The organism is Streptomyces sp. NPDC028331 (assembly GCF_055565775.1).
Genome location: NZ_JBVHTR010000029.1, coordinates 1 through 20,294, shown reverse-complemented (window position 1 = coordinate 20,294; position 20,294 = coordinate 1). Strand labels below are relative to the sequence as shown.

General features: G+C 72.8%; 17 protein-coding genes. 9 read left to right on the top strand and 8 right to left on the bottom strand.

The genetic code is table 11. The annotated features are described in order from the left end of the window. Nucleotides 1-15 precede the first annotated feature (15 nt). The 3 genes from ACZ4SW_RS31865 to ACZ4SW_RS31855 all read right to left on the bottom strand — a co-directional run bounded on the left by ACZ4SW_RS31865 (nucleotide 16) and on the right by ACZ4SW_RS31855 (nucleotide 2,515). A complete protein-coding gene (locus ACZ4SW_RS31865; protein WP_468252321.1) occupies nucleotides 16-669 on the bottom strand; it encodes a hypothetical protein in 654 nt (217 codons plus the stop codon). Further along, nucleotides 657-1,196, bottom strand: a complete 540-nt coding sequence (locus tag ACZ4SW_RS31860) for a SigE family RNA polymerase sigma factor (RefSeq protein WP_468252318.1) — start codon at nucleotides 1,194-1,196, stop codon at nucleotides 657-659. The genes ACZ4SW_RS31865 and ACZ4SW_RS31860 overlap by 13 nt, the downstream gene beginning before the upstream one ends. Before the next feature lie 359 nt (nucleotides 1,197-1,555). Beyond that, nucleotides 1,556-2,515, bottom strand: a complete 960-nt coding sequence (locus tag ACZ4SW_RS31855) for an HhH-GPD family protein (protein ID WP_468252316.1) — start codon at nucleotides 2,513-2,515, stop codon at nucleotides 1,556-1,558. A 316-nt stretch (nucleotides 2,516-2,831) separates the two neighbouring features. Between ACZ4SW_RS31855 and ACZ4SW_RS31850 the strand changes: the two genes are divergently transcribed. Continuing rightward, nucleotides 2,832-3,650, top strand: a complete 819-nt coding sequence (locus tag ACZ4SW_RS31850) for a hypothetical protein (RefSeq protein WP_468252315.1) — start codon at nucleotides 2,832-2,834, stop codon at nucleotides 3,648-3,650. A gap of 209 nt (nucleotides 3,651-3,859) precedes the next feature. On the opposite strand, the gene disA is transcribed toward ACZ4SW_RS31850, so the two are convergent. Together disA and radA are read right to left on the bottom strand one after the other, a co-directional pair. After that, the gene (disA, locus tag ACZ4SW_RS31845; RefSeq protein WP_468252313.1) at nucleotides 3,860-4,984 is read right to left on the bottom strand and encodes a DNA integrity scanning diadenylate cyclase DisA; all 1,125 of its coding nucleotides are present in this window, start codon (nucleotides 4,982-4,984) and stop codon (nucleotides 3,860-3,862) included. 81 nt (nucleotides 4,985-5,065) lie between these two features. Then, the gene (radA, locus tag ACZ4SW_RS31840) at nucleotides 5,066-6,475 is read right to left on the bottom strand and encodes a DNA repair protein RadA (RefSeq protein ID WP_468252312.1); all 1,410 of its coding nucleotides are present in this window, start codon (nucleotides 6,473-6,475) and stop codon (nucleotides 5,066-5,068) included. Between the two features lie 224 nt (nucleotides 6,476-6,699). Between radA and ACZ4SW_RS31835 the strand changes: the two genes are divergently transcribed. Then, nucleotides 6,700-8,421, top strand: coding sequence for a BACON domain-containing protein (locus ACZ4SW_RS31835; RefSeq protein ID WP_468252310.1), 1,722 nt, complete (start codon nucleotides 6,700-6,702; stop codon nucleotides 8,419-8,421). Between the two features lie 18 nt (nucleotides 8,422-8,439). Here the strand turns inward: ACZ4SW_RS31835 and ACZ4SW_RS31830 are convergent, their stop codons facing one another. After that, nucleotides 8,440-9,309 carry a DUF3109 family protein gene (locus ACZ4SW_RS31830; RefSeq protein ID WP_468252309.1) on the bottom strand — a complete coding sequence of 290 codons (870 nt, stop codon included), beginning with the start codon at nucleotides 9,307-9,309 and terminating at the stop codon, nucleotides 8,440-8,442. A gap of 71 nt (nucleotides 9,310-9,380) precedes the next feature. Between ACZ4SW_RS31830 and ACZ4SW_RS31825 the strand changes: the two genes are divergently transcribed. The 3 genes from ACZ4SW_RS31825 to ilvD all read left to right on the top strand — a co-directional run bounded on the left by ACZ4SW_RS31825 (nucleotide 9,381) and on the right by ilvD (nucleotide 13,658). Next, a complete protein-coding gene (locus ACZ4SW_RS31825) occupies nucleotides 9,381-10,313 on the top strand; it encodes a Ppx/GppA family phosphatase (protein WP_468252307.1) in 933 nt (310 codons plus the stop codon). A gap of 507 nt (nucleotides 10,314-10,820) precedes the next feature. Next, nucleotides 10,821-11,645, top strand: a complete 825-nt coding sequence (locus tag ACZ4SW_RS31820; protein ID WP_468252306.1) for a sugar phosphate isomerase/epimerase family protein — start codon at nucleotides 10,821-10,823, stop codon at nucleotides 11,643-11,645. 159 nt (nucleotides 11,646-11,804) lie between these two features. Beyond that, nucleotides 11,805-13,658: a dihydroxy-acid dehydratase gene (ilvD, locus tag ACZ4SW_RS31815; RefSeq protein WP_468252303.1), complete on the top strand. Its 1,854-nt coding sequence runs from the start codon at nucleotides 11,805-11,807 to the stop codon at nucleotides 13,656-13,658. A gap of 69 nt (nucleotides 13,659-13,727) precedes the next feature. Here ilvD and ACZ4SW_RS31810 read toward each other — a convergent pair whose 3' ends face one another. Next, nucleotides 13,728-15,827: a serine/threonine-protein kinase gene (locus tag ACZ4SW_RS31810; RefSeq protein WP_468252301.1), complete on the bottom strand. Its 2,100-nt coding sequence runs from the start codon at nucleotides 15,825-15,827 to the stop codon at nucleotides 13,728-13,730. Between the two features lie 181 nt (nucleotides 15,828-16,008). Here ACZ4SW_RS31810 and ACZ4SW_RS31805 point away from each other — a divergent pair, with 181 nt between their 5' ends. From ACZ4SW_RS31805 to proC, 4 genes are all read left to right on the top strand, one after another. After that, nucleotides 16,009-16,323 carry an SH3 domain-containing protein gene (locus tag ACZ4SW_RS31805; protein WP_468252299.1) on the top strand — a complete coding sequence of 105 codons (315 nt, stop codon included), beginning with the start codon at nucleotides 16,009-16,011 and terminating at the stop codon, nucleotides 16,321-16,323. A 46-nt stretch (nucleotides 16,324-16,369) separates the two neighbouring features. Beyond that, nucleotides 16,370-16,864 carry an EamA/RhaT family transporter gene (locus ACZ4SW_RS31800; RefSeq protein WP_468252298.1) on the top strand — a complete coding sequence of 165 codons (495 nt, stop codon included), beginning with the start codon at nucleotides 16,370-16,372 and terminating at the stop codon, nucleotides 16,862-16,864. A gap of 68 nt (nucleotides 16,865-16,932) precedes the next feature. After that, entirely contained in the window at nucleotides 16,933-17,709 is a 777-nt protein-coding gene (locus ACZ4SW_RS31795) for a class I SAM-dependent methyltransferase (protein ID WP_468252297.1), read from the top strand. Between the two features lie 118 nt (nucleotides 17,710-17,827). Beyond that, on the top strand, nucleotides 17,828-18,637 hold the full coding sequence (gene proC / locus ACZ4SW_RS31790; protein ID WP_468252436.1) for a pyrroline-5-carboxylate reductase: 810 nt from the start codon (nucleotides 17,828-17,830) through the stop codon (nucleotides 18,635-18,637). A 108-nt stretch (nucleotides 18,638-18,745) separates the two neighbouring features. On the opposite strand, the gene trpS is transcribed toward proC, so the two are convergent. Then, entirely contained in the window at nucleotides 18,746-19,780 is a 1,035-nt protein-coding gene (gene trpS / locus ACZ4SW_RS31785; protein ID WP_468252295.1) for a tryptophan--tRNA ligase, read from the bottom strand. Between the last annotated feature and the right edge of the window lie 514 nt (nucleotides 19,781-20,294).

The window sequence follows — 20,294 nt, the reverse complement described above, 5'->3', positions numbered from 1 at the left end:
CAGTGTGGGTCGGTGTCAGTTCTTGGTGGGGGCGGCGGTGCCGCTGTTGCCCACCGCGTTGCTGTACTCGTTGCGTGTACGGGAGACCTCGGTGAAGTGGCTGGTCCGCCAGCTGTAGGTGATCACTTCCTCGCTGGACGGGTACGACACGGGGTCGCCCTTCTCGTACATCTGCTGGGTCACCACCAGGTCGCCGCGGTCGATCTCCGCGTAGACCGGCGGTTCCTCGGCCTTGAACACATTGTGATACCTGTGGTTCGTCATCCGGTACACGTACGAGCCGACCCCGACGGCGTCACCGCACGTCATCACGTTGACCACGATGTCGTCGACGTCGCCGCCGGTGATGTCGCCGTAGGACACGTCGACCGGGTACTCGTCGGCCACGCAGGGCTTCAGGTCCTCCTTGACCGCCCTGGCGACCTGCGGGTCGTCCTTGACGATCTTCACCACCTCGGCACGCGTGGGCTCCTTGGCGGTGGGCGAGGGCGACGGCGTGGCGGCACCGATCACCGGGTCGCTGCCCGCGGGGCCCTCGTCCCGCGCGCCCGTGCCGCCGGTGGCGCAGGCGGAGACGAAAAGCCCGACGGCGGCGACCGCGGCCGTCGCCGCCGTCACCGCCTTCAGGGCCCCGCTGGGCCTGATGGCCCCCGTGTCTAGGCCGCGCAACGCTCCCGCTCCTCACGCTCCAGCGCGCGTGCGTCCAGATCGCGGGCCTCCAGCTCCTCCCGGAGCCGGGCCAGCGCCCGGTGCAGCGTGCTCTTGACCGTACCGGCCGACATGCCGAGGGCGGCGGCCGTCTCCTCCGTGGACATCTGCTCCCAGTGTCGCAGCACGACGACGCTGCGCTGCTTGGGAGCCAGCACCTTCAGGACGTCCATCAGCAGGGCACGGTCGGCGTGCTGCTCCGTGGAGTCCTCCACCGAGGCGTCCGGAAGCTGCTCGGTGGGGACCTCCTCCAGTTTGCGCGAACGCCACCACTCCGTCCGCGTGTTGATCATCACGCGGCGCAGGTAGGCGTCGGCGAGCCGCTTGTCCGCGATGCCGTCCCAGCGGCCGTAGGTGCGCACCAGCGCTGTCTGCAGCAGGTCCTGCGCGTCGGTCGGGTCGGGGACCAGCCGGCGTGCGCTGCGCAGCAGCGCGTCCTGCCGGGTGCGTACGTACTCCTCGAACTCGAGCACCTCGCCGTGCGCCATTCCAACCGCCTCCGTTCCCCGTTCCGGCCCGTGGTCCGGCTGCGTCCCGCAGCCCGGCCGGTTTTCCGCAAAGCCTTGAGCGGGCTCGTCCCGAGCCCGGGTGCCGCTTCTTCGGCGGCACGCATATGAAGCTACGGACGAGTTGTCACGGCGTTGTCCGTTCCAGGCTGCGGAGAGCACTCGGCTGTCCGTCGGTTGTGTAACAAGCGGAGGAACGGGGTAAAGGCAGAAGGGAGTTGGGGCGGTTATGGGGTGATTTGTCAGGCGGATCGGGGGTAGGGGGCTGTGATGTGACGGGGCTGTCGCTGTGACGGGGCCATGAGAAGGCTGTGCATCGCCGAGCCGGGGAGGGGGACGGATCAGGTGAGGGGCAGGCGGTAGAGGCGGCCGGGGAGGGGTTCCACCAGGCCGTCGGAGACCAGGCCGTCCAGGGCGCGGGCGCGCTGGACCGGGTCGTCCCACACGCGGTCGAGCACCGACTGCGGCACCGGCCCCACGGCCTCCCGCAGCACGGCCAGCAGCCGGCCGCGCACCTGGCGGTCCGTGCCCGCGTACGTCTGGCCGCGGCGCGGCGGGCCGTCGTGCTCGGGCTTCCCGGCCAGCCGCCAGGCGCACTGCGCGACGATCGGGCAGCGGTCGCAGTTCTCGTTCTTCGCCGTGCAGATCAGCGCGCCCAGCTCCATGGAGGCGGCGGCCCAGCGGGACGCCGTGCGCTCGTCCTGGGGCAGCACCTCGCGGGCGAGCCTGCGTTCGGCGGCGGTGGTGGCGTTGGGCGGGTACTGCACACCGGTGACGGCGCGGGCCAGGACCCGGCGCACATTGGTGTCGAGCACCGGATGGCGCTGGCCGTACGCGAACGACGCGACGGCGGCGGCCGTGTACTCGCCGATGCCGGGCAGGGCGAGCAGTTGGGCGTGGTCGGTGGGCACGTCGCCGCCGTGCCGTTCCGTTATGGCGACCGCGGCGCCGTGCAGCCGGAGGGCGCGACGGGGGTAGCCGAGGCGGCCCCAGGCGCGGACGGCTTCGCCCGGGGGCTCCTTGGCCAGGTCGGCGGGGCGGGGCCAGCGGGTGAGCCACTGCTCGTAGACGGGCAGGACGCGGTTGACCGGCGTCTGCTGCAGCATGAACTCACTGACCATCACGCCCCAGGGGCCGGCCTCCGGGCGCCGCCAGGGGAGATCACGGGCGTGCTGCTCGAACCAGGCGATGACCGGGCCGTGCAGGGCGGTGCCGGGGGCCTGGCCGGTGGGGGCGGAGCCGGGGGTGCCGTCGGTCTGGGTGGGCGCGGGGGCGGGGGCGGGAGTGGTGGGTGCAGTCATGACGTAGTCGATCCTGCCATGCCGGGGGTGGTCGGGTGGGGGATCGGCTCGGGGTGGTTTTGCCCGGGATGACCTCTCTCGGCCTCCGGCGGTTCCGTCCTGGGGTGCGCGCGGGCGGGTGTGCGCGGGGTTCTGCCGGGGTGGCGGATGCCGGGCGCGGCAGCTCCGCGTGCCTCCGTCGGCGGCCGGCCGGCACCCCGCGTGGGGAGGCGCCGGTTCGGTGAACGCGGGCTCACCGAGATGATGATCCGGAAAAGTTGGGACGCCGGCGGCGGGTGGGGCCGGGTGTGGGGGAGATCTCTCGTACAGTTTGCGCGTGGGATCTCTGCGCAATCCGGTTGGGCCGCTTCCCTCCTCCATCTACTGGCGACGGAGGGCCGTAGTGCTGTCCGCGGTCGCCCTGTTGGTGCTGCTCGTCGTGTGGGCGGTCACCTCCTCCGGCGGCGGCGGGAAGAACAAGGCGGACGGCTCGAACGGCAAGCATCCCACCTCGTCGATCACGCCGGGCCCGTCCGGTACGGGGCCCGCGATCAGTCAACGCCCGGGCGGGCGCGACGAGTCGGGCGGCGGCGGCAGTTCCGGTTCGTCCGGGTCGACGGGCTCCGGGACCTCCGAGGGCGCGGGCGGCGGCACGGGTGGCGCCGGATCCGGTGGTACGGACGGCGGGGCCAACGGCACGGGCGGCGGCGGCTCTTCGGCCTACCAGCTCCCCGCGGGCGGCGGCTCCTCGCTGCCCGGCTGCACACCGAACGCGGTGCAGTTGACGCTCAAGAGCCTGCACAACGCCTACGGGCCCGGGGACACCCCCACCTTCGAGCTGATCGCCAAGAACACATCGGGCAGCGAGTGCAAGGTGGACCTCGGCCCCAAGAACGCGGTGCTGACGATCACTCAGACGGGGAGCAGCAGCGCCTTCTGGAGCTCCGCGGACTGCGCGAGCGGCTCGGGCAGCGTGCTGTTCCGCGTGCCCGCGGGGCAGCAGGTCACCTACACCGTGAAGTGGGACCGCAAGCACAGCGCCCCCAACTGCGCGACACCCCCGGCGGGTTCCGCCACGGCGGGCACCTACCTGGTCGAGGCGAAGATCGCCGGGTTCCCGAAGGCTCAGACGTCGTTCGTGCTGTCGAAGGACTGAGTGCCTGTCGCGGCGCTGGGAAGCGGCGCGTGCGCGGCGGCTCGCGCGGGCACTACGCCCCGCTGCCCGCCGCCGCTGCCTGCCGTCGATGCCCTCCATGCCCGGCCGGCGGCCCCGCTTCCCCCACGGCCGCCGGGCGCCGTGTCCGTACGGGCGCCCCCGGTGCCGGCTCGGGCGTCGCGAGCCGGTGAACCTTTCCGGTCACAGCACTAGACGTACCGCTCGAGGATCGAGGACTCCGCCAGCCGCGACAGCCCCTCGCGTACGCTCCGCGCCCGGGCCTCGCCCACGCCGTCCACCGTCTGGAGGTCGTCCACGCTGGCCGCGAGCAGTTTCTGGAGGCCGCCGAAGTGCTCCACCAGGCGGTCGATGATCGCGCCGGGCAGCCGCGGGACCTTCGCCAGCAGGCGGAAGCCGCGCGGGGACACCGCCGAGTCGAGCGACTCGGGGGAGCCGGTGTAACCGAGCGCCTTGGCCACCGTGGACATCTCCAGGAGCTCCGCGTGGCTCAGCGCGTCCAGTTCGGCCAGCGCCTCCTCGACCGTGCGGGAACGCTTCGCGGTCGGCTCGGGCACGTAGTCGCGGACCACCAGTTCGCGTTCCGGCTCCACGCCCGCGATCAACTCGTCGAGCTGGAGGGCGAGCAGGCGGCCGTCCGTGCCCAGTTCGACCACGTACTCCGCGATCTCGGTGGCGATGCGGCGCACCATCTCCAGCCGCTGCGCCACCGCGGAGACGTCCCGGACCGTCACCAGGTCCTCGATCTCCAGCGCGGACAGCGTGCCGGCCACCTCGTCCAGGCGGAGCTTGTACCGCTCCAGGGTGGCCAGGGCCTGGTTGGCGCGGGACAGGATCGCCGCCGAGTCCTCCAGGACCCGGCGCTGCCCGTCGACGTAGAGCGCGATCAGGCGCATCGACTGGGAGACCGAGACCACCGGGAAGCCGACCTGCTTGCTCACCCGGTCCGCCGTGCGGTGCCGGGTGCCCGTCTCCTCGGTCGGGATCGTGGGGTCCGGGACGAACTGCACGCCCGCCCTGAGGATCTTGGACAGGTCCGAGGAGAGCACGAGACCGCCGTCCAGCTTGCACAGCTCCCGCAGCCGGGTGGCCGTGAACTCGACGTCCAGGACGAAACCGCCCGTGCACATCGCCTCGACGGTCTTGTCGGAGCCGAGCACGATGAGACCGCCGGTGTTGCCGCGGAGCACGCGCTCCAGGCCGTCACGCAGCGGCGTGCCGGGTGCCACGGCGCTCAGCGAGGCGCGCATCAGGCCATCGGAACCGGCACTCCCACCGGACTTGCCGGGAGCTGCTGCCCGGTCGTTGGCTGCCACTGCACTCCTCCGGTCGCAGGTTCTGGGGCGCTCCCGTGTCGCGCACTCGGTTCGTACGGACGGGCGAGACCAGGGCAAAGTCTACCGGCGGTCCTCCTCGTCCCGTGGGGCGTCCCGTCGACGGGAGCGGGGGAGGACCCGCAGCGCGTCCCCCACGTCCGCCACTTCCAGCACCTTCATCCCGGGTGGGATCTTCCCGGCGTCTGCCGGTACGAGGGCGTGTGTGAAGCCCAGGCGGTGGGCCTCGGCCAGGCGGCGCTGGACGCCCGTGACCCGTCTCACCTCCCCGGCGAGGCCGACCTCGCCGATCGCGACCAGGTTCTTCGGCAGCGGGGTGTCGCTCGCGGCGCTCGCCAGCGCCAGTGCGACCGCCAGGTCGGCGGCCGGCTCGGAGAGCTTCACCCCGCCGACGGTCGCCGAGTAGATGTCCCGCTTGCCGAGAGCGCTGATCCGGCCGCGCTGCTCCAGCACGGCGAGCATCATCGAGACCCGGGAGGTCTCCAGGCCGGACGTCGTCCGCCGCGGGGAGGGGATCTGCGAGTCGACGGTCAGGGCCTGCACCTCGGCCACCAGGGGGCGGCGGCCCTCCAGGGTGACGGTGAGGCAGGTGCCGGGGACCGGCTCGTCGCGGCGGGTCAGGAACAGGCCGCTGGGGTCCGCGAGACCCGTGATGCCCTCGTCGTGGAGCTCGAAGCAGCCGACCTCGTCCGTGGCGCCGTAGCGGTTCTTGACGCCCCGGACGAGGCGCAGGCGGGCGTGCCGGTCGCCCTCGAACTGCAGGACGACGTCCACCAGGTGCTCCAGCAGGCGCGGGCCCGCGATCGCGCCGTCCTTGGTGACGTGGCCCACCAGCAGGGTGGCCATGCCGCGTTCCTTGGACGCCCGGATCAGGGCCCCGGCGACCTCGCGCACCTGGGCCATGCCGCCGGGGGCGCCGTCGATCTCCGGGGAGGCGACGGTCTGCACCGAGTCGAGGACGAGCAGGGACGGCTTCACCGCGTCCAGATGGCCGAGGACGGCCGCGAGGTCCGTCTCCGCCGCCAGGTAGAGGTGGTCGTGGATGGCTCCGATGCGGTCGGCGCGCAACCGCACCTGGCTCGCGGACTCCTCGCCGGTCACGTACAGCGTGCGGTGCTCCTCGCTCGCCGCCTTGGCCGCGACGTCGAGCAGCAGCGTGGACTTGCCGACGCCGGGTTCGCCCGCCAGCAGCACCACCGCGCCGGGCACCAGGCCGCCGCCGAGGACGCGGTCCAGCTCGGGCACGCCGGTGGACCGGGCGGTGGCCTGCCGCCCGTCGACCTGGCCGATCGGCAGGGCGGAGCTGGTCACCCGCCCCGGAGCCGTCGTACGGACCGCGGGCGCGCCGTACTCCTCGATCGTCCCCCAGGCCTGGCACTCGGGGCAGCGGCCGAGCCACTTGGCCGTCTGCCAGCCGCACTCGGTGCAGCGGTAGGACGGCCGGTCCTTGGAGGTCTTGGTACGGGCAGCCATGCACGGAACCGTAGCGGGGGCCACTGACAACCGCTCACGGGCGACCGGCAGCGGTGCCCGGCGGGGGCTGTCCTACAATCCGGCGCCCCGCTGCCCCGCGCACCCCCCGAACTGCGGAACACATCGCTCCTGTCCCCTTATGAGGGATCGTTTCACCCGTACGGAGTAAAAGTGCTCAAGGAGGAAGAAGGCGCCGGTCATCGCCGCCTACGGTCGCACGGGTGATGAGCAGCAGCCCGGAGACCTCGACGCACGCCAGCGGCGCGCACCCGGCGCGCAGTGACGCGCGCCAGCGGGGGAGCGCGTCCCGTGGCGCGACCCCTCGCACGCCGGCGCAGCGCCTGCCCGCGCGCTACGACCCCTATGTGGACGGACTGTTCACCTACTGCCTGTCCGTGCTGTGCGACCACGACGCGGCGACCGAGGCCCTCGGCGACGCCCTCGCGCTCGCCGAGCGCCGCGGCACCCGCGGCCCACGGACCCGCGACGACCACCGCGCGTGGCTCTACGCCCTCGCCCGCTGGTCCTGTCTGCGCCGCCTCGCCGAGGCCCGGCGCCACCGCAGGCCCGGCCGGGAGCGCGACCTGCGCGCGCCCAAGGAGGCCGCGGACCGGCGCGCCGCCGGAGCGATCGGGGCTCCTGGGCAGCCGGCCGAGGAGACCGAGGAGCTGCGCCGCCGCGAGCTCGCCCAGCTCGCCTGGCCGGAGGCCGCCGGCACCACCCCCGAGCAGCGCGAAGCGCTCGAACTGGCGGTGCGCCACCAGCTCGCCCCCCGTGAGGTCGCCGCCGTGCTCGCCCTGGACCCGGCCGCCGCCCGGGACCTGCTCGCCTCCGCCGCCTGCGAGGTCGAACGCACCCGCGCCGCCCTCGCCGTCGTGGAGACCGGCGGCTGCCCGGGCGTCGCCCGGCTCACCGGCGACCACCAGTTCGTCCTCGGCGCCGCCCTGCGCCGTGAGCTCGTCCGGCACGTCGACGACTGCCCGCGCTGCCGCCGCACCGCCGAGCGCGCCGTCCCCGGCGCCTGGCCCGGCACCAGCGTCACCCCCGCCGCGCTGCCCGTCCTCCAGGCTCCGCGCGCGGCCCTGCACACCGCGATGACGCACGCCGCACGCGCGCGTGGCGGCGCCCCCCGCTTCGACCGGCGCGGCTTCCCCATGGACCCGAAGGACCACGCGGCCCGTCGCGACCGCCTCCGCGCGCGTGCCGTCACGACCACCGTCGTCGCCACCGTGGTCGCCGCCCCGGTGCTCGCCCTGTGGGCCGCCTACCGCGGCCCCCTCACCGGCGAGGCCGCCGACGGCCGCCCCGCCACCGCCCGCGAGGTGCGCGGCACCGCGTCCCTCGGCGGCGAGGGCACGGGCGGCTACGAGAACGCGGGCAACGCCAGCGCCAGACCCGGCGGCCGCCCCCTCGGCAAGGACGGCCGCACACCGGACGTCTCCGTCGAGGTCATCGGCGTGGTGACGGCCGCACCGGGAGAGGAACACCTGACGGTGACGGCCCGCAACGACGGCACCACCACCCTGATCACCCTCACCGCCTCCGGTGGTTCACCGGTCCACTGGTCCGCGGCCACGGGCGCCTCCTGGCTCTCCGTGAACCGGTCCTCGGGCGCGCTCGACCCGGGCGCGTCGTTCACGATCCGGGTCTACGTCGACCACCTCCACGAGCCGTCCGGCCCCTGGCGCGCACAGGTCGCGGTGGCCCCCGCGGGCGCCGTCGTCACGATCGACGGCTACGGCGCGGCGGGCCCGTCCGACCCGCGCCCCACCCCCAGCCACACCGCCCCGTCCGACCCCTCACCGACCGGTCCGCCGCCCGGCTCGGACCCCACTCCCGGCGACCCGACCCCGACCGACCCGCCGTCCTCGAGCCCGCCGCCCTCCGACCCGCCGGCCTCCACACCGCCGCCCACCGACAGCGGCGCGCCGAGCCCGGCCTCGTAGGCCGCCTTGTCCGTACCGTCAGGCCCCGGGATCCGCGGGATGCGGCGCCACCAGCGGCAACTGCGACGCCAGGCGCTGCTCGCACAGCTCGGCCAGGCGGTCGTACCCCGCCTTGCCCATCAGCTCGGTCAGCTCCGCCCGGTAGGAGACGTACACCGGCTCGCCCGCGCCGTGCGCCGACGTCGCCGACGTGCACCACCAGTGCAGGTCGTGGCCGCCCGGACCCCAGCCCCGGCGGTCGTACTCACCGATCGACACCTGCAGCACCCGGGTGTCGTCGGGCCGGTCGATCCACTCGTATGTGCGCCGGATAGGCAACTGCCAGCACACGTCCGGCTTGGTCTCCAGCGGCTCGCGGCCCTCCCGCAGGGCCAGGATGTGCAGCGAGCAGCCCGCGCCGCCCGCGAACCCGGGCCGGTTCTGGAAGATGCACGAGCCCTGGTACGGGCGGGTCTGCCGGGATCCCTCGTCGTCCTCCGCGACCCAGCCCGTCTCCATGCCCACGTCATGGTGCTGCCAGATCTCCGGAGTGAGCCGTGCGACGTGCCCGGCCACCCGCTTCTCGTCGTCCTCGTCGGAGAAGTGCGCCCCCAGAGTGCAGCACCCGTCGTCCGCGCGGCCCGCCTGGATGCCCTGGCAGCCGCTGCCGAAGATGCAGTTCCAGCGGGAGGTCAGCCATGTCAGATCGCACCGGAAGACCTGCTCGTCGTCGGCCGGATCCGGAAACTCCACCCACGCGCGCGCGAAGTCGAGCCCCTTCTCGTCGCTCACCTTCGGGGCTTTCTTCGCCATCTTCAGGGCCTTTTCCGACGGGGACGGCTTCGCCTGCGAAGAATCCTTCGATCCCCTGGAGGATTTGTCGGTCTTCGCCTTTTTCGTCTTTGGCACGCCTCCAGGGTAAGTGGCCGCGGACCGCTCGGGGGACGGCAGATCCCCGCACTGGCAGTAGCGTTCCGTACATGAGACTCGGTGTCCTCGACGTGGGTTCGAACACGGTGCATCTGCTGGTGGTGGACGCCCACCCCGGCGCGCGCCCCCTGCCCGCGCACTCGCACAAGGTGGAGCTGCGGCTCGCCGAACTTCTCCACGACGGCGGAGTCATCGGCCCGGAGGGTGTGGACAGGCTGATCGCCGTCGTCCGGGACGCCTTGCAGGCGGCGGAGGACAAGGGCGTCGAGGACCTGCTGCCGTTCGCCACCTCGGCGGTGCGCGAGGCCGCCAACGCCGACGACGTCCTCACCCGCGTCGAGGACGCCACGGGCGTCCGGCTTCAGGTGCTGACCGGCGAGGAGGAGGCCCGGCTGACCTTCCTCGCCGCCCGCCGCTGGTTCGGCTGGTCCGCGGGCAAGCTCCTCGTCCTGGACATCGGCGGCGGCTCCCTGGAGGTCGCCTACGGCATCGACGAGGAACCCGACGCCGCCGTGTCCCTGCCCCTCGGCGCCGGCCGGCTGACCGCCGCGTGGCTGCCCGGCGATCCGCCCGACCCGGAGGACGTCAGGGCGCTGCGCCGCCACGTGCGCACCGAGATCGCCCGCACGGTCGGCGAGTTCAGCCGCTTCGGGGCGCCCGACCACGTCGTCGCCACCTCCAAGACGTTCAAGCAGCTCGCCCGCATCGCCGGGGCGGCCCGCTCCGCGGAGGGCCTGTATGTGCAGCGGGAGCTGAAGCGGGAGTCCCTGGAGGGCTGGGTGCCCCAGCTCGCCGGGATGACGGCGGCGCAGCGCGCGGAACTCCCCGGCGTCTCCGACGGCCGCGCGGGCCAGCTCCTCGCCGGGGCGCTGGTCGCGGAGGCGGCGATGGACCTGTTCGGCGTGGAGACGCTCGAGATATGCCCCTGGGCGCTGCGGGAGGGCGTGATCCTGCGTCGGCTGGATCACATGGGCTCACCCTGAGCCGGGGGGCGCATTCCCGCGCCCCAAACGGCGCGGGAATGCGCCGATGCGCGCCTCGCGCGCAGGGGCGCGCAACCAGTGCATCCCCGCGCAACCCCGCACCCGCGCAACCCCGCCCCCCGCACCCGCCGGAGGCCGACGCGGCTCAGTGGCATGGCCCTGTGGCGTGGGCCTGTGTGGTCTGCGACACAGGCGACCTGGGCGCGTATGACACAGACCCACCTGGCTTGTGCGTGCGTGCGTGTGACCCACGTGGCTTGTGCGTGCATGCGTGTGACCGTGTGTGACCCACGTCGCTTGTGCGTGCGTGTGTACGTAGGCCCCCATGTGGCCCATGCCCATGCGCCCACGTAGGCCCGTGTGGCCCGGCCCCGCGGGCGGTGAAGGCCCGTGTGGTCCGGCCCCGCGTGGCACAGGCCCGTGTGATCCCGCGCCCGCGCATGACGAAGGCCACAACGGCCGGCAGGCGCTCCGCACCCGCTCACGGCACCCCGTAACCTGTCCCCCATGGCAGAGCCAGTCGTGCGCATCCCGGATGCGAAGGTCGCGCTGTCGACGGCCTCCGTCTATCCGGAGTCGACGGCGACGGCCTTCGAGATCGCCGCGCGCCTCGGCTACGACGGGGTCGAGGTCATGGTGTGGACCGACCCGGTCAGCCAGGACATCGAGGCGCTGCGCCGGCTCAGCGACTACCACGAGATCCCCGTTCTCGCCGTTCACGCCCCCTGTCTGCTGATCACGCAGCGCGTGTGGTCCACCGACCCGTGGGTCAAGCTCCAGCGGGCCCGGGCCGCCGCCGAGAAGCTCGGCGCGGGCACCGTGGTGGTCCACCCGCCCTTCCGCTGGCAGCGGCAGTACGCGCGCGACTTCGTCGACGGCGTCTGGCGCATGGCGGACGAGACGGATGTGCGGTTCGCCGTCGAGAACATGTACCCGTGGCGCTACCGGGACCGCGAGATGCTCGCGTACGCCCCCGACTGGGACGTCACGAGGGACGACTACCGGCACTTCACGATCGACCTCAGCCACACCGCCACGGCCCGCGCCGACGCCCTGCAGATGCTCGACCGCATGGGCGACCGCCTGGGCCACGTCCACCTCGCCGACGGCAACGGCTCCAACAAGGACGAGCACCTCGTCCCCGGCCGGGGCATACAGCCCTGCGCCGAGGTCCTGGAGCGGCTGGCCCTGGGCGGCTTCGACGGGTACGTCGTCATCGAGGTCAACACCCGCCGCGCCATGTCCGGCGCCGAGCGCGAGGCCGACCTCGCGGAGGCCCTCGCCTTCACCCGGCTGCACCTGGCGTCGGCGGTCCAGGTGCCCCGTCGCTGAGCGGCCCTCCCCGCCCGGCCTGGCATGCGCCACGGCCGCCGAGACACACGTCCCGTATACCGGACATCGTGTCCGTCCCTTGGAGCACCGGCGTACGCTCGACGTGAGTCAGAACTCCGCCGGGCTCCCCGGCGGAACTCTCCGAAGGAGCGAGCGACGATGCCCGAGCTGAGGTCCCGCACAGTCACCCACGGCCGCAACATGGCGGGCGCCCGTGCCCTCATGCGCGCCTCCGGTGTACCCGGTGCGGACATCGGACGGAAGCCGATCATCGCCGTCGCCAACTCCTTCACCGAGTTCGTCCCGGGCCACACCCACCTGCAGCCGGTCGGCCGGATCGTCAGCGAGGCGATCAGGGAGGCCGGCGGCATCCCGCGCGAGTTCAACACCATCGCGGTGGACGACGGCATCGCCATGGGCCACGGCGGCATGCTGTACTCCCTGCCCTCCCGCGACCTGATCGCGGACAGCGTGGAGTACATGGTGGAGGCCCACTGCGCCGACGCCCTGGTCTGCATCTCCAACTGCGACAAGATCACCCCGGGCATGCTGATGGCGGCCCTGCGCCTGAACATCCCGACGGTCTTCGTCTCCGGCGGCCCCATGGAGTCCGGCCGCGCCACCCTGGTCGACGGCACGGTCCGCACCCTCGACCTGGTCGACGCGATCTCCGACGCCGTGAACGACAAGATCTCCGACGAGGACATCCTCCGCATCGAGGAGAACGCCTGCCCGACCTGCGGCTCGTGTTCCGGCATGTTCACCGCCAACTCGATGAACTGCCTGACCGAGGCGATCGGCCTCTCCCTGCCCGGCAACGGCTCGGTCCTCGCCACCCACACCGCGCGCAGGCAGCTCTACGTCGACGCCGCCCGCACGGTCATGGACCTCACCCGCCGCTACTACGAGCAGGACGACGACACGGTCCTGCCGCGCAGCATCGCCACCTTCGCCGCCTTCGAGAACGCGATGGCCCTCGACATCGCCATGGGCGGCTCCACCAACACGATCCTGCACCTGCTGGCCGCGGCCCAGGAGGCGGGCGTCCCCTTCGGCCTGGAGGAGATCGACGCCGTCTCCCGCCGGGTGCCGTGCCTGGCGAAGGTGGCGCCCAACGTGGCGAAGAACCGCACGTACTACATGGAGGACGTGCACCGCGCCGGCGGCATCCCCGCCCTCCTCGGCGAGCTGCACCGCGCGGGCCTGCTCAACGAGGACGTGCACGCCGTCCACAGCCCGTCCCTCGCGGACTGGCTGAAGACCTGGGACATCCGCGGCGGCTCCCCGTCCCCGGAAGCGGTGGAGCTGTGGCACGCGGCCCCGGGCTGCGTCCGCTCCGCGGAGGCCTTCTCGCAGTCGGAGCGCTGGGAGGCCCTGGACGACGACGCCGAGAACGGCTGCATCCGCTCGGTCGAGCACGCGTACTCCAAGGACGGCGGCCTGGCGGTCCTCAAGGGCAACCTCGCGGTCGACGGCTGCGTGGTGAAGACGGCCGGCGTCGACGAGTCCATCTGGACCTTCGAGGGCCCGGCGGTCGTCTGCGAGTCGCAGGAGGAAGCCGTCCAGCGGATCCTCACCCAGGAGGTCAAGGACGGCGACGTCGTGGTCATCCGCTACGAGGGCCCCAAGGGCGGCCCCGGCATGCAGGAGATGCTGTACCCGACCTCGTACCTGAAGGGCCGGGGCCTGGGCAAGACCTGCGCCCTGATCACCGACGGCCGTTTCTCCGGCGGCACTTCGGGCCTGTCCATCGGCCACGCCTCCCCGGAGGCGGCCTCCGGCGGCACCATCGCCCTCGTCCGGGACGGCGACCGCATCCGCATCGACATCCCGAACCGCACGATCGAACTCCTGGTCGCCGACGAGGAGCTGGCCGCCCGCCGCGACGCGCTGAACGGCGTCTACGCCCCCGCGAACCGCGACCGCAAGGTCTCGGCGGCACTGCGCGCGTACGCCGCGATGGCGACCAGCGCGGACAAGGGCGCGGTGCGCGACGTGACGAAGCTGGGCTGAGGACCCACTCGGGTCCGCTCGGGTCCACTCCTTCGAGGGCCGCCCGGCGACGGGCGGCCCTCGCGCGTCCTACCAGCGGGCCGGGTGGCGTCCGTCCACGGCGAAGACCGTGCCGTCCGGGGCGGTCGCGTAGACGTGGTGGTCGATGACCACCGGTTCCGGCAGCGTGGCCATCACCCGGTCCGAGTCCGTGCCCAGCCGGGGCCGGGTCTGGCCGAGGAGCTTCCCGTCACGGGCGTCGACGGCGATGAGCCGCCCGTCGGCCGCCGAGAAGTACACCTGACCGTCGGCCACGACCGGCGCCGAACCGCGGCTCACCGACGTCTCCAGACGCCACAGCTCCCTGCGCGTCTCCAGATCGACGGCCACCAGCGAACCGCCCGCCGCCAGGAGGTAGGCCACGCCGCCGTGCACGGTCGCCCGAGCGGCCTCCGACGCGATCGTCAGGGGGACACGGCGCACCGCCCCGGAACCGGGGGTGTAGCGGACGACCGCTTTCGTCTCGCCGTACACACCCTGGGAGAGGAAGAAGAGGGAGCCATCGCCGGCGGCGAAGGGTTCGAGCTGCCCGCCGAGCCGGGCGTCCCACCGCACGTCACCGGTCACCGGATCCACCGCGGTGACGTGCGTGCTGCTCCCGTCGTCGGAGACGCTCGCCGCGTACGCCGCCGGGTCGCCGGGGAGCGAGGTGAACAGCGGCATGCCCTGCCCGGAGATCCGCCGGCGCCACTCGGTGTCGCCCGATGCGCTGTCGACGCCGGTGACGGTGCCGTCCCTGCCGGTGATCAGCAGCATGCCCCCGGCGGGCAGGAGTCCGTTGTTCGGCGGAACGTCCCGTTGCCAACGCGTCCTGCCCGAAGCGGGGTCGAACGCCTCCAGACGCCGTCCCCGGCCCGGCAGCGGCTGCACGAGGCCGCCCGACAGGACCGGCGGTCCGCTCCTGGGCGCCGCGGTGATGCCGTGCCGCCACAGCAGCGTGCCGTCGGCCGGATCGAGGGCGTAGACGAGCCCCGACCGTGCGCAGAGCAGCTTTCCCGCCCCGTAGGAGCAGTGCGGCGTACCGGTGCCCCCGGACACCGGGCCCGCCTGCCACTGGCGGAATCCGTCCGGCGGGGCCGACCGGGTGGTGGTGCGGGGCGGCCCGCCACCCCCTGTTCCGAGCAGGGGAATCGAGGCGAACGCGCCGACGGCCACCAGACCCAGCGCCCCCGCTGCCAGGGCCACCCGCTTGGGCAGCCGTCCCTTCCGCCACCGCTGCGGCTTCTCGGGGCCGGCCGCGGGCTTCGGTACGTCGTCGCCGCCCGTCCGCTGCGACGGTATGAACGGCTGGGTGTCGTACGAGGCCGCCACCGACCGCAGTTCCCGCATCAGCTCGTCCGGCGTCGGCCGGTCCTCGGGCTCCTTGGCGAGACACCGCAGCACCAGCGGCGCCAGATCCTCCGGTACGCCCGTCAGGTCCGGCTCGTCGTGCACCACCTGGTAGGCCACGATGTACGGACTGTCCGAATCGAACGGCCCCCGCCCGGTCGCCGCGTGCACCATCACGGACCCCAGGGCGAAGACGTCGGCGGCCGGCCCGACCTCCCTCGGCCGCCGGAACTGCTCGGGCGCCATGAAGGGCGGCGTGCCGATCAACTTGCCGGTCTCGGTGCGCAGTTCGCTGTCCGTCGGCCGGGAGATGCCGAAGTCGATGACCTTCGGTCCGTCCTCCGCGAGCAGCACGTTGCTCGGCTTCAGATCCCGGTGCACGACCCCGGCCCGATGGATGTCGCGCAGCGCCTCCGCGAGCCCGGCCATCAGCCGGCGCACCTGGGCCGGGGGCATGGGCCCGTTCCGTTTCACATGGTCGGACAGGGTCGGGCCGGGGATGAACAGCGTCGCCATCCAGGGCCGTTCGGCCTCCGGGTCGGCGTCGACGACGGGCGCCGTGAAGGCACCGCTCACCCGCCGGGCCGCGGCCACCTCCTGCCGGAAGCGCCCTCTGAACTCGGGGTCTTTGGCGTAGTCGGCGTGCACGACCTTCACCGCCAGCTTCATCCCGGAGGTGCTGCGGGCCAGGTGCACCACACCCATCCCACCGGAGCCAAGACAGGACTCCAGGCGGTAGTGCCCGGCGTACTCCGGAAGTTCCGCTTCCGCGCCCGCTCCGGTGTTGCGCTGTGGCGTCATGGACCACCCCCGTGCTGTTCGTCCGCGCGCGCGACGGACGGAGCCTAGTCGATGACTTCTTCGAGACCGAGGCGGCTTGCTAGCCTCCGCGTTCACGTCACACACATGTGTTTCAGCGCGTGACGCTAGGGAATCAACGGGACCCCATGACAGTCATGGGGCTCAACGGGGGAGGACCGGCATGTCTGTCGAGCATGTGGAAGAGGCCGAGCGCGGCCCGGAGCAGCACGCCGTCACGACGACGGCCCTGCACTACTACCCGGTCGCCCCGGGCGTCCGGCTCAACGTCCGCAGCGGCCCCGGTACCGGCTACGGCATCGTCCGGGTCCTGCCCGAGGGCGCCCAGGTGCCGATCTACTGCCAGACACCGGGCACCACGGTGACCGGCCCCTACGGCACGAGCGCCATCTGGGACAACATCGGCAGCGGCGAGTACGTCTCGGACGCCTACGTGCACACGGGCAGCGACGGCTACGTCGCCTCCCGCTGCGCCTGACCCCACCGCCGCGGGGACCGCCCGCCGCCGGAGTGATAATCGACCCGTGAGCGACGAGAACGGCACTCCGGACACCTCCAAGGGCGGCCCCCGCCCCGAACCGATCCGCTTCTTCGGCACCACCTGGGTGGATCACGACGGCGGCTACCCGGCCCGCCGCGTCGCCGTGTCCGTCGGCTCCCTCGCCGCCGTCGCGGTCTCCTGCCTGGTCCTGCGCTTCGCCTACCAGGGCCTGGGCATCGCCGACGTCGGCACCACGGTGACCCTCCTGGTCGTGGTCATGTTCGCGGTGTGCAGCGCACTCGCTTTCGGTCACACCTGGGGAGCCTTCGGCAAGCGCCCCGACCCCGAGCGTCAGTCCTCCCTGCGCGGCCTCCTCACCATCGGCTTCGTCGGCTCCCTCGTCGCCTACTTCCTCCGCTCCCTGATCGAGGCCCCGGGCGAGAAGCTCCACCGCGAGGAGTACGACCAGGCCCGCGCCGCCCACGAGAAGCGCACCTCGCGCCGCACCGGCAACCCCTCCCGACGGCGCCGATCCTGATCCGGGCCCGGCGGCCGGGCGGCGAAAAACCGGCTGTCCCGGTCCCCGCCGCCCGCCACCATGGGCGTATGACCGCGCCCTCCCGAGCCGCCCGCGCCCACTCCTTCAACGCCGCAGCGGCCCAGTACGCCGCCAACCGGCCGTCCTACCCGCCCGCCCTCTTCGACGCCCTCGAAGACCTCGCCGGCCGGCCCCTCGCCGGCGCCCGTGTCGCCGACATCGGTGCCGGCACCGGTATCGCCACCGCCCTGCTCAAGGACCGCGGCGCGCGCGTCCTCGCCGTCGAGCCCGGCGCCGGCATGGCCGCCCAGTTCCGCCGCACCCTCCCCGACGTCCCCCTGCTGCGCGGCGACGGCAACGCACTGCCCCTCGCATCCGCCTCCGCCGACGTCCTCACCTACGCCCAGTCCTGGCACTGGACCGACCCCGCCCGCTCGGTCCCCGAGGCCCTGCGCGTCCTGCGGCCGGGCGGCGCGCTCGCGCTGTGGTGGAACATGGACGCACCCGACGTCCCCTGGATCGCCGAGCAGGCGGAGCGCATCAAGCGCTTCTTCGGTACCGAGCAGGCCACCAAGAACGGCGCCGGCGGCACCCGTACAGAACTCGCCTTCGAAGGCGCCCCCGAGGTCCCCGCCCATACCGGTCGCGTCGTCCGCTGGAGCCGCACGGTCCCCGTGGACACCCACCTCGCCAACATCGGCAGCCACTCCCTCTTCCTCCTCGCCGGCGAGGAGCGCACGAAGGCCTTCCTCGCCGAGGAGCGAAGCCATCTCCTCGGAACCTTCCCGGACGGCCACGTGGAGGAGGTCTACGACGTCCTGCTGATCGTGGCCCGGCGTCCCTGACCACCCCGCCCCGGGGCACCGCACACCCACCGTCCCGCCCACCGGACACCCGCCGACGTCACCCGCCCCGAGTGCGAGGATGACCGAAGGACGACGCATCCCGGAGGTCCCCACCACCATGACCCAGAAAGTCGCAGTCCTCGGCACCGGCAAGATCGGCGAAGCCCTGCTCAGCGGAATGATCCGAGCCGGCTGGGCCCCCGCCGACCTCCTGGTGACCGCCCGTCGGCGGGAGCGGGCCGAGGAGCTCCGCACCCGCTACGGCGTCACCCCGGTCACCAACCCCGAGGCCGCGAAGAACGCCGACACGCTCATCCTCACGGTCAAGCCCCAGGACATGGGCACGCTCCTCGACGAACTCGCCCCCCACGTCCCGGCCGACCGCCTGGTCATCAGCGGCGCCGCGGGCATCCCCACCTCCTTCTTCGAGGCCCGCCTCGCCGCCGGCACCCCCGTCGTCCGCGTCATGACGAACACTCCCGCCCTCGTCGACGAGGCCATGTCCGTCATCTCCGCCGGCACCCACGCCACCGCCGCCCATCTCGAGCACGCCGAGGAGATCTTCGGCGCCGTCGGCAAGACCCTGCGCGTTCCCGAGTCCCAGCAGGACGCCTGCACCGCGCTGTCCGGCTCGGGCCCGGCGTACTTCTTCTACCTGGTCGAGGCCATGACCGACGCCGGCATCCTGCTCGGTCTGCCCCGCGACAAGGCCCACGACCTGATCGTCCAGTCCGCGATCGGCGCCGCGGTGATGCTCCGCGACAGCGGCGAACACCCGGTCAAGCTCCGCGAGAACGTCACGTCCCCCGCGGGCACCACCATCAACGCCATCCGCGAACTCGAGAACCACGGCGTGCGGGCCGCCCTCATCGCCGCCCTCGAAGCCGCCCGCGACCGCAGTCGCGCACTGGCCTCCGGCAACAGCTGACACCCCGGGGGCGGGCGCCGGGTCACCACCCGCGCGAACCCGCCCCCCCGCCGGGACACGGCCGACGCCTGCGCCGACCCGCGCGCGTCGCGCCACCGGCCCGCGCGCCTACCGAGCCGCGCTCACCACGGCGTCCGGCACGTCGGTGGCGGCCGGCAGCAGCCCGATCGCGCGATAGGCGGCATCCACGGTCGGCCGGGCCATCGCCCGCGCCCGCTCCGCACCACCGCGCAACACCTCCTCCACGTAGGCGGGATCGGCGCACAACTCCCGATGCCGCTCCTGCACCGGCCGCAGCAGCTCGACCACCGCCTCCGCGGTGTCCTTCTTCAGGGCGCCGTACGACTGGTAGGCCCCGCTCAGCTTCTCGGGGTCACCACCGGAACACGCGGCGAGGATCTCCAGGAGATTGGCCACGCCGGGACGCGCCTCCCGGTCGTACACGACGTCCGTCCCGCTGTCGGTCACGGCACGCATGACCTTCTTCCGTACGACGTCCGGCTCGTCGAGCAGATAGACGATCCCCGGCCCGAAGTCGTCGGACTTGCCCATCTTCGCGGTCGGGTCCTGAAGGTTCATGACGCGGGTCGCGACCTTGGGAGGCGTCGCCCTGGGCACCACGAACGTGTGCCCGTACCGCTGGTTGAACCGCACGGCCAGATCCCGGGCCAGCTCCACGTGCTGCGTCTGGTCGTCCCCGACGGGCACCTCGTCCGTCCCGTACGCCAGGATGTCCGCGGCCATCAGCACGGGATACGTCAGCAGGGACAGCCGTACGCTCCTGCCCCGCTCACTCTCGCGCCGGGACTTCTCCTTGTACTGGATCATGCGCCGCATCTCGCCGTCGGTGGCCACGCACTCCAGCAGGTACGACAGCCGCGCGTGCTCGTCGACGTGGCTCTGCACGAACAGCGTGCACCGTTCCGGGTCGAGCCCTGCCGCCAGGAACAGCGTCGCCGCCTGCCGACTGAGCCTGCGCACCCGCGCCGGATCGTGGTCCACGGTCAAGGCATGCAGGTCCACGACGCAGAAGAGGGCGTCCGCCTGGTGCTGGTCGACGTCCACCCACCGCTGGATGGCGCCCAGGTAGTTGCCCAGCGTCAGGTGCCCGGTCGGCTTGACCCCGCTGAAGACCCGTGTCATCTCACTCCACCTCCTGGTCGGGGCCGCCGCCTTCGGCCGGCCGCCCCTCGGAGGTCCGGAGGGAGATACGAGAACGGCCGCCGAAACGGCGGCCGTTGAACGCATACGTGAGTCCGGCCGCCGTCAGGCGGCCCACCACAGCAGGTTGCACGTACGCGAAGTCATGGCACCGAGGGTACGCCTCCGAGGACCTTCCGCAAGGGGACGGACCCGAGTTGACACGTACCGGGCCCATCCGTAGTGTTCTCCGGGTTGTCCGACGTGAGCGCCGACTCCGGTCGGTCCCCGGGCAGCCATTCCGCAGGTACCAACCGACAATCGGCGTTACGTCGTCGTGCGTATTGGCATGCGTATTTTCGGAATGTCGGAACGAAGCCCCCGATTAGCGCGGGGAGCCGAGAATCCGCTAAAGTCTCACTCGTCGGAACGGCCGAAGGGCCGGGACGGCAAGCCCGGTTGACTGGGCGTCAGACCCCGAAGGGAACTGAGGGATCTGATAGAGTCGACAAAGCCG

Coding starts and splice junctions, on each gene's coding strand:
- ACZ4SW_RS31805 (WP_468252299.1), top strand. CDS start 16,009: ATGTCTGTCGAGCATGTGGAAGAGGCCGAGCGCGGCCCGGAGCAGCAC.
- ACZ4SW_RS31820 (WP_468252306.1), top strand. CDS start 10,821: ATGGCAGAGCCAGTCGTGCGCATCCCGGATGCGAAGGTCGCGCTGTCG.
- ACZ4SW_RS31810 (WP_468252301.1), bottom strand. CDS start 15,827: ATGACGCCACAGCGCAACACCGGAGCGGGCGCGGAAGCGGAACTTCCG.
- proC (WP_468252436.1), top strand. CDS start 17,828: ATGACCCAGAAAGTCGCAGTCCTCGGCACCGGCAAGATCGGCGAAGCC.
- ACZ4SW_RS31835 (WP_468252310.1), top strand. CDS start 6,700: ATGAGCAGCAGCCCGGAGACCTCGACGCACGCCAGCGGCGCGCACCCG.
- ACZ4SW_RS31825 (WP_468252307.1), top strand. CDS start 9,381: ATGAGACTCGGTGTCCTCGACGTGGGTTCGAACACGGTGCATCTGCTG.
- ACZ4SW_RS31855 (WP_468252316.1), bottom strand. CDS start 2,515: ATGACTGCACCCACCACTCCCGCCCCCGCCCCCGCGCCCACCCAGACC.
- radA (WP_468252312.1), bottom strand. CDS start 6,475: ATGGCTGCCCGTACCAAGACCTCCAAGGACCGGCCGTCCTACCGCTGC.
- ACZ4SW_RS31795 (WP_468252297.1), top strand. CDS start 16,933: ATGACCGCGCCCTCCCGAGCCGCCCGCGCCCACTCCTTCAACGCCGCA.
- trpS (WP_468252295.1), bottom strand. CDS start 19,780: ATGACACGGGTCTTCAGCGGGGTCAAGCCGACCGGGCACCTGACGCTG.
- ACZ4SW_RS31860 (WP_468252318.1), bottom strand. CDS start 1,196: ATGGCGCACGGCGAGGTGCTCGAGTTCGAGGAGTACGTACGCACCCGG.
- ilvD (WP_468252303.1), top strand. CDS start 11,805: ATGCCCGAGCTGAGGTCCCGCACAGTCACCCACGGCCGCAACATGGCG.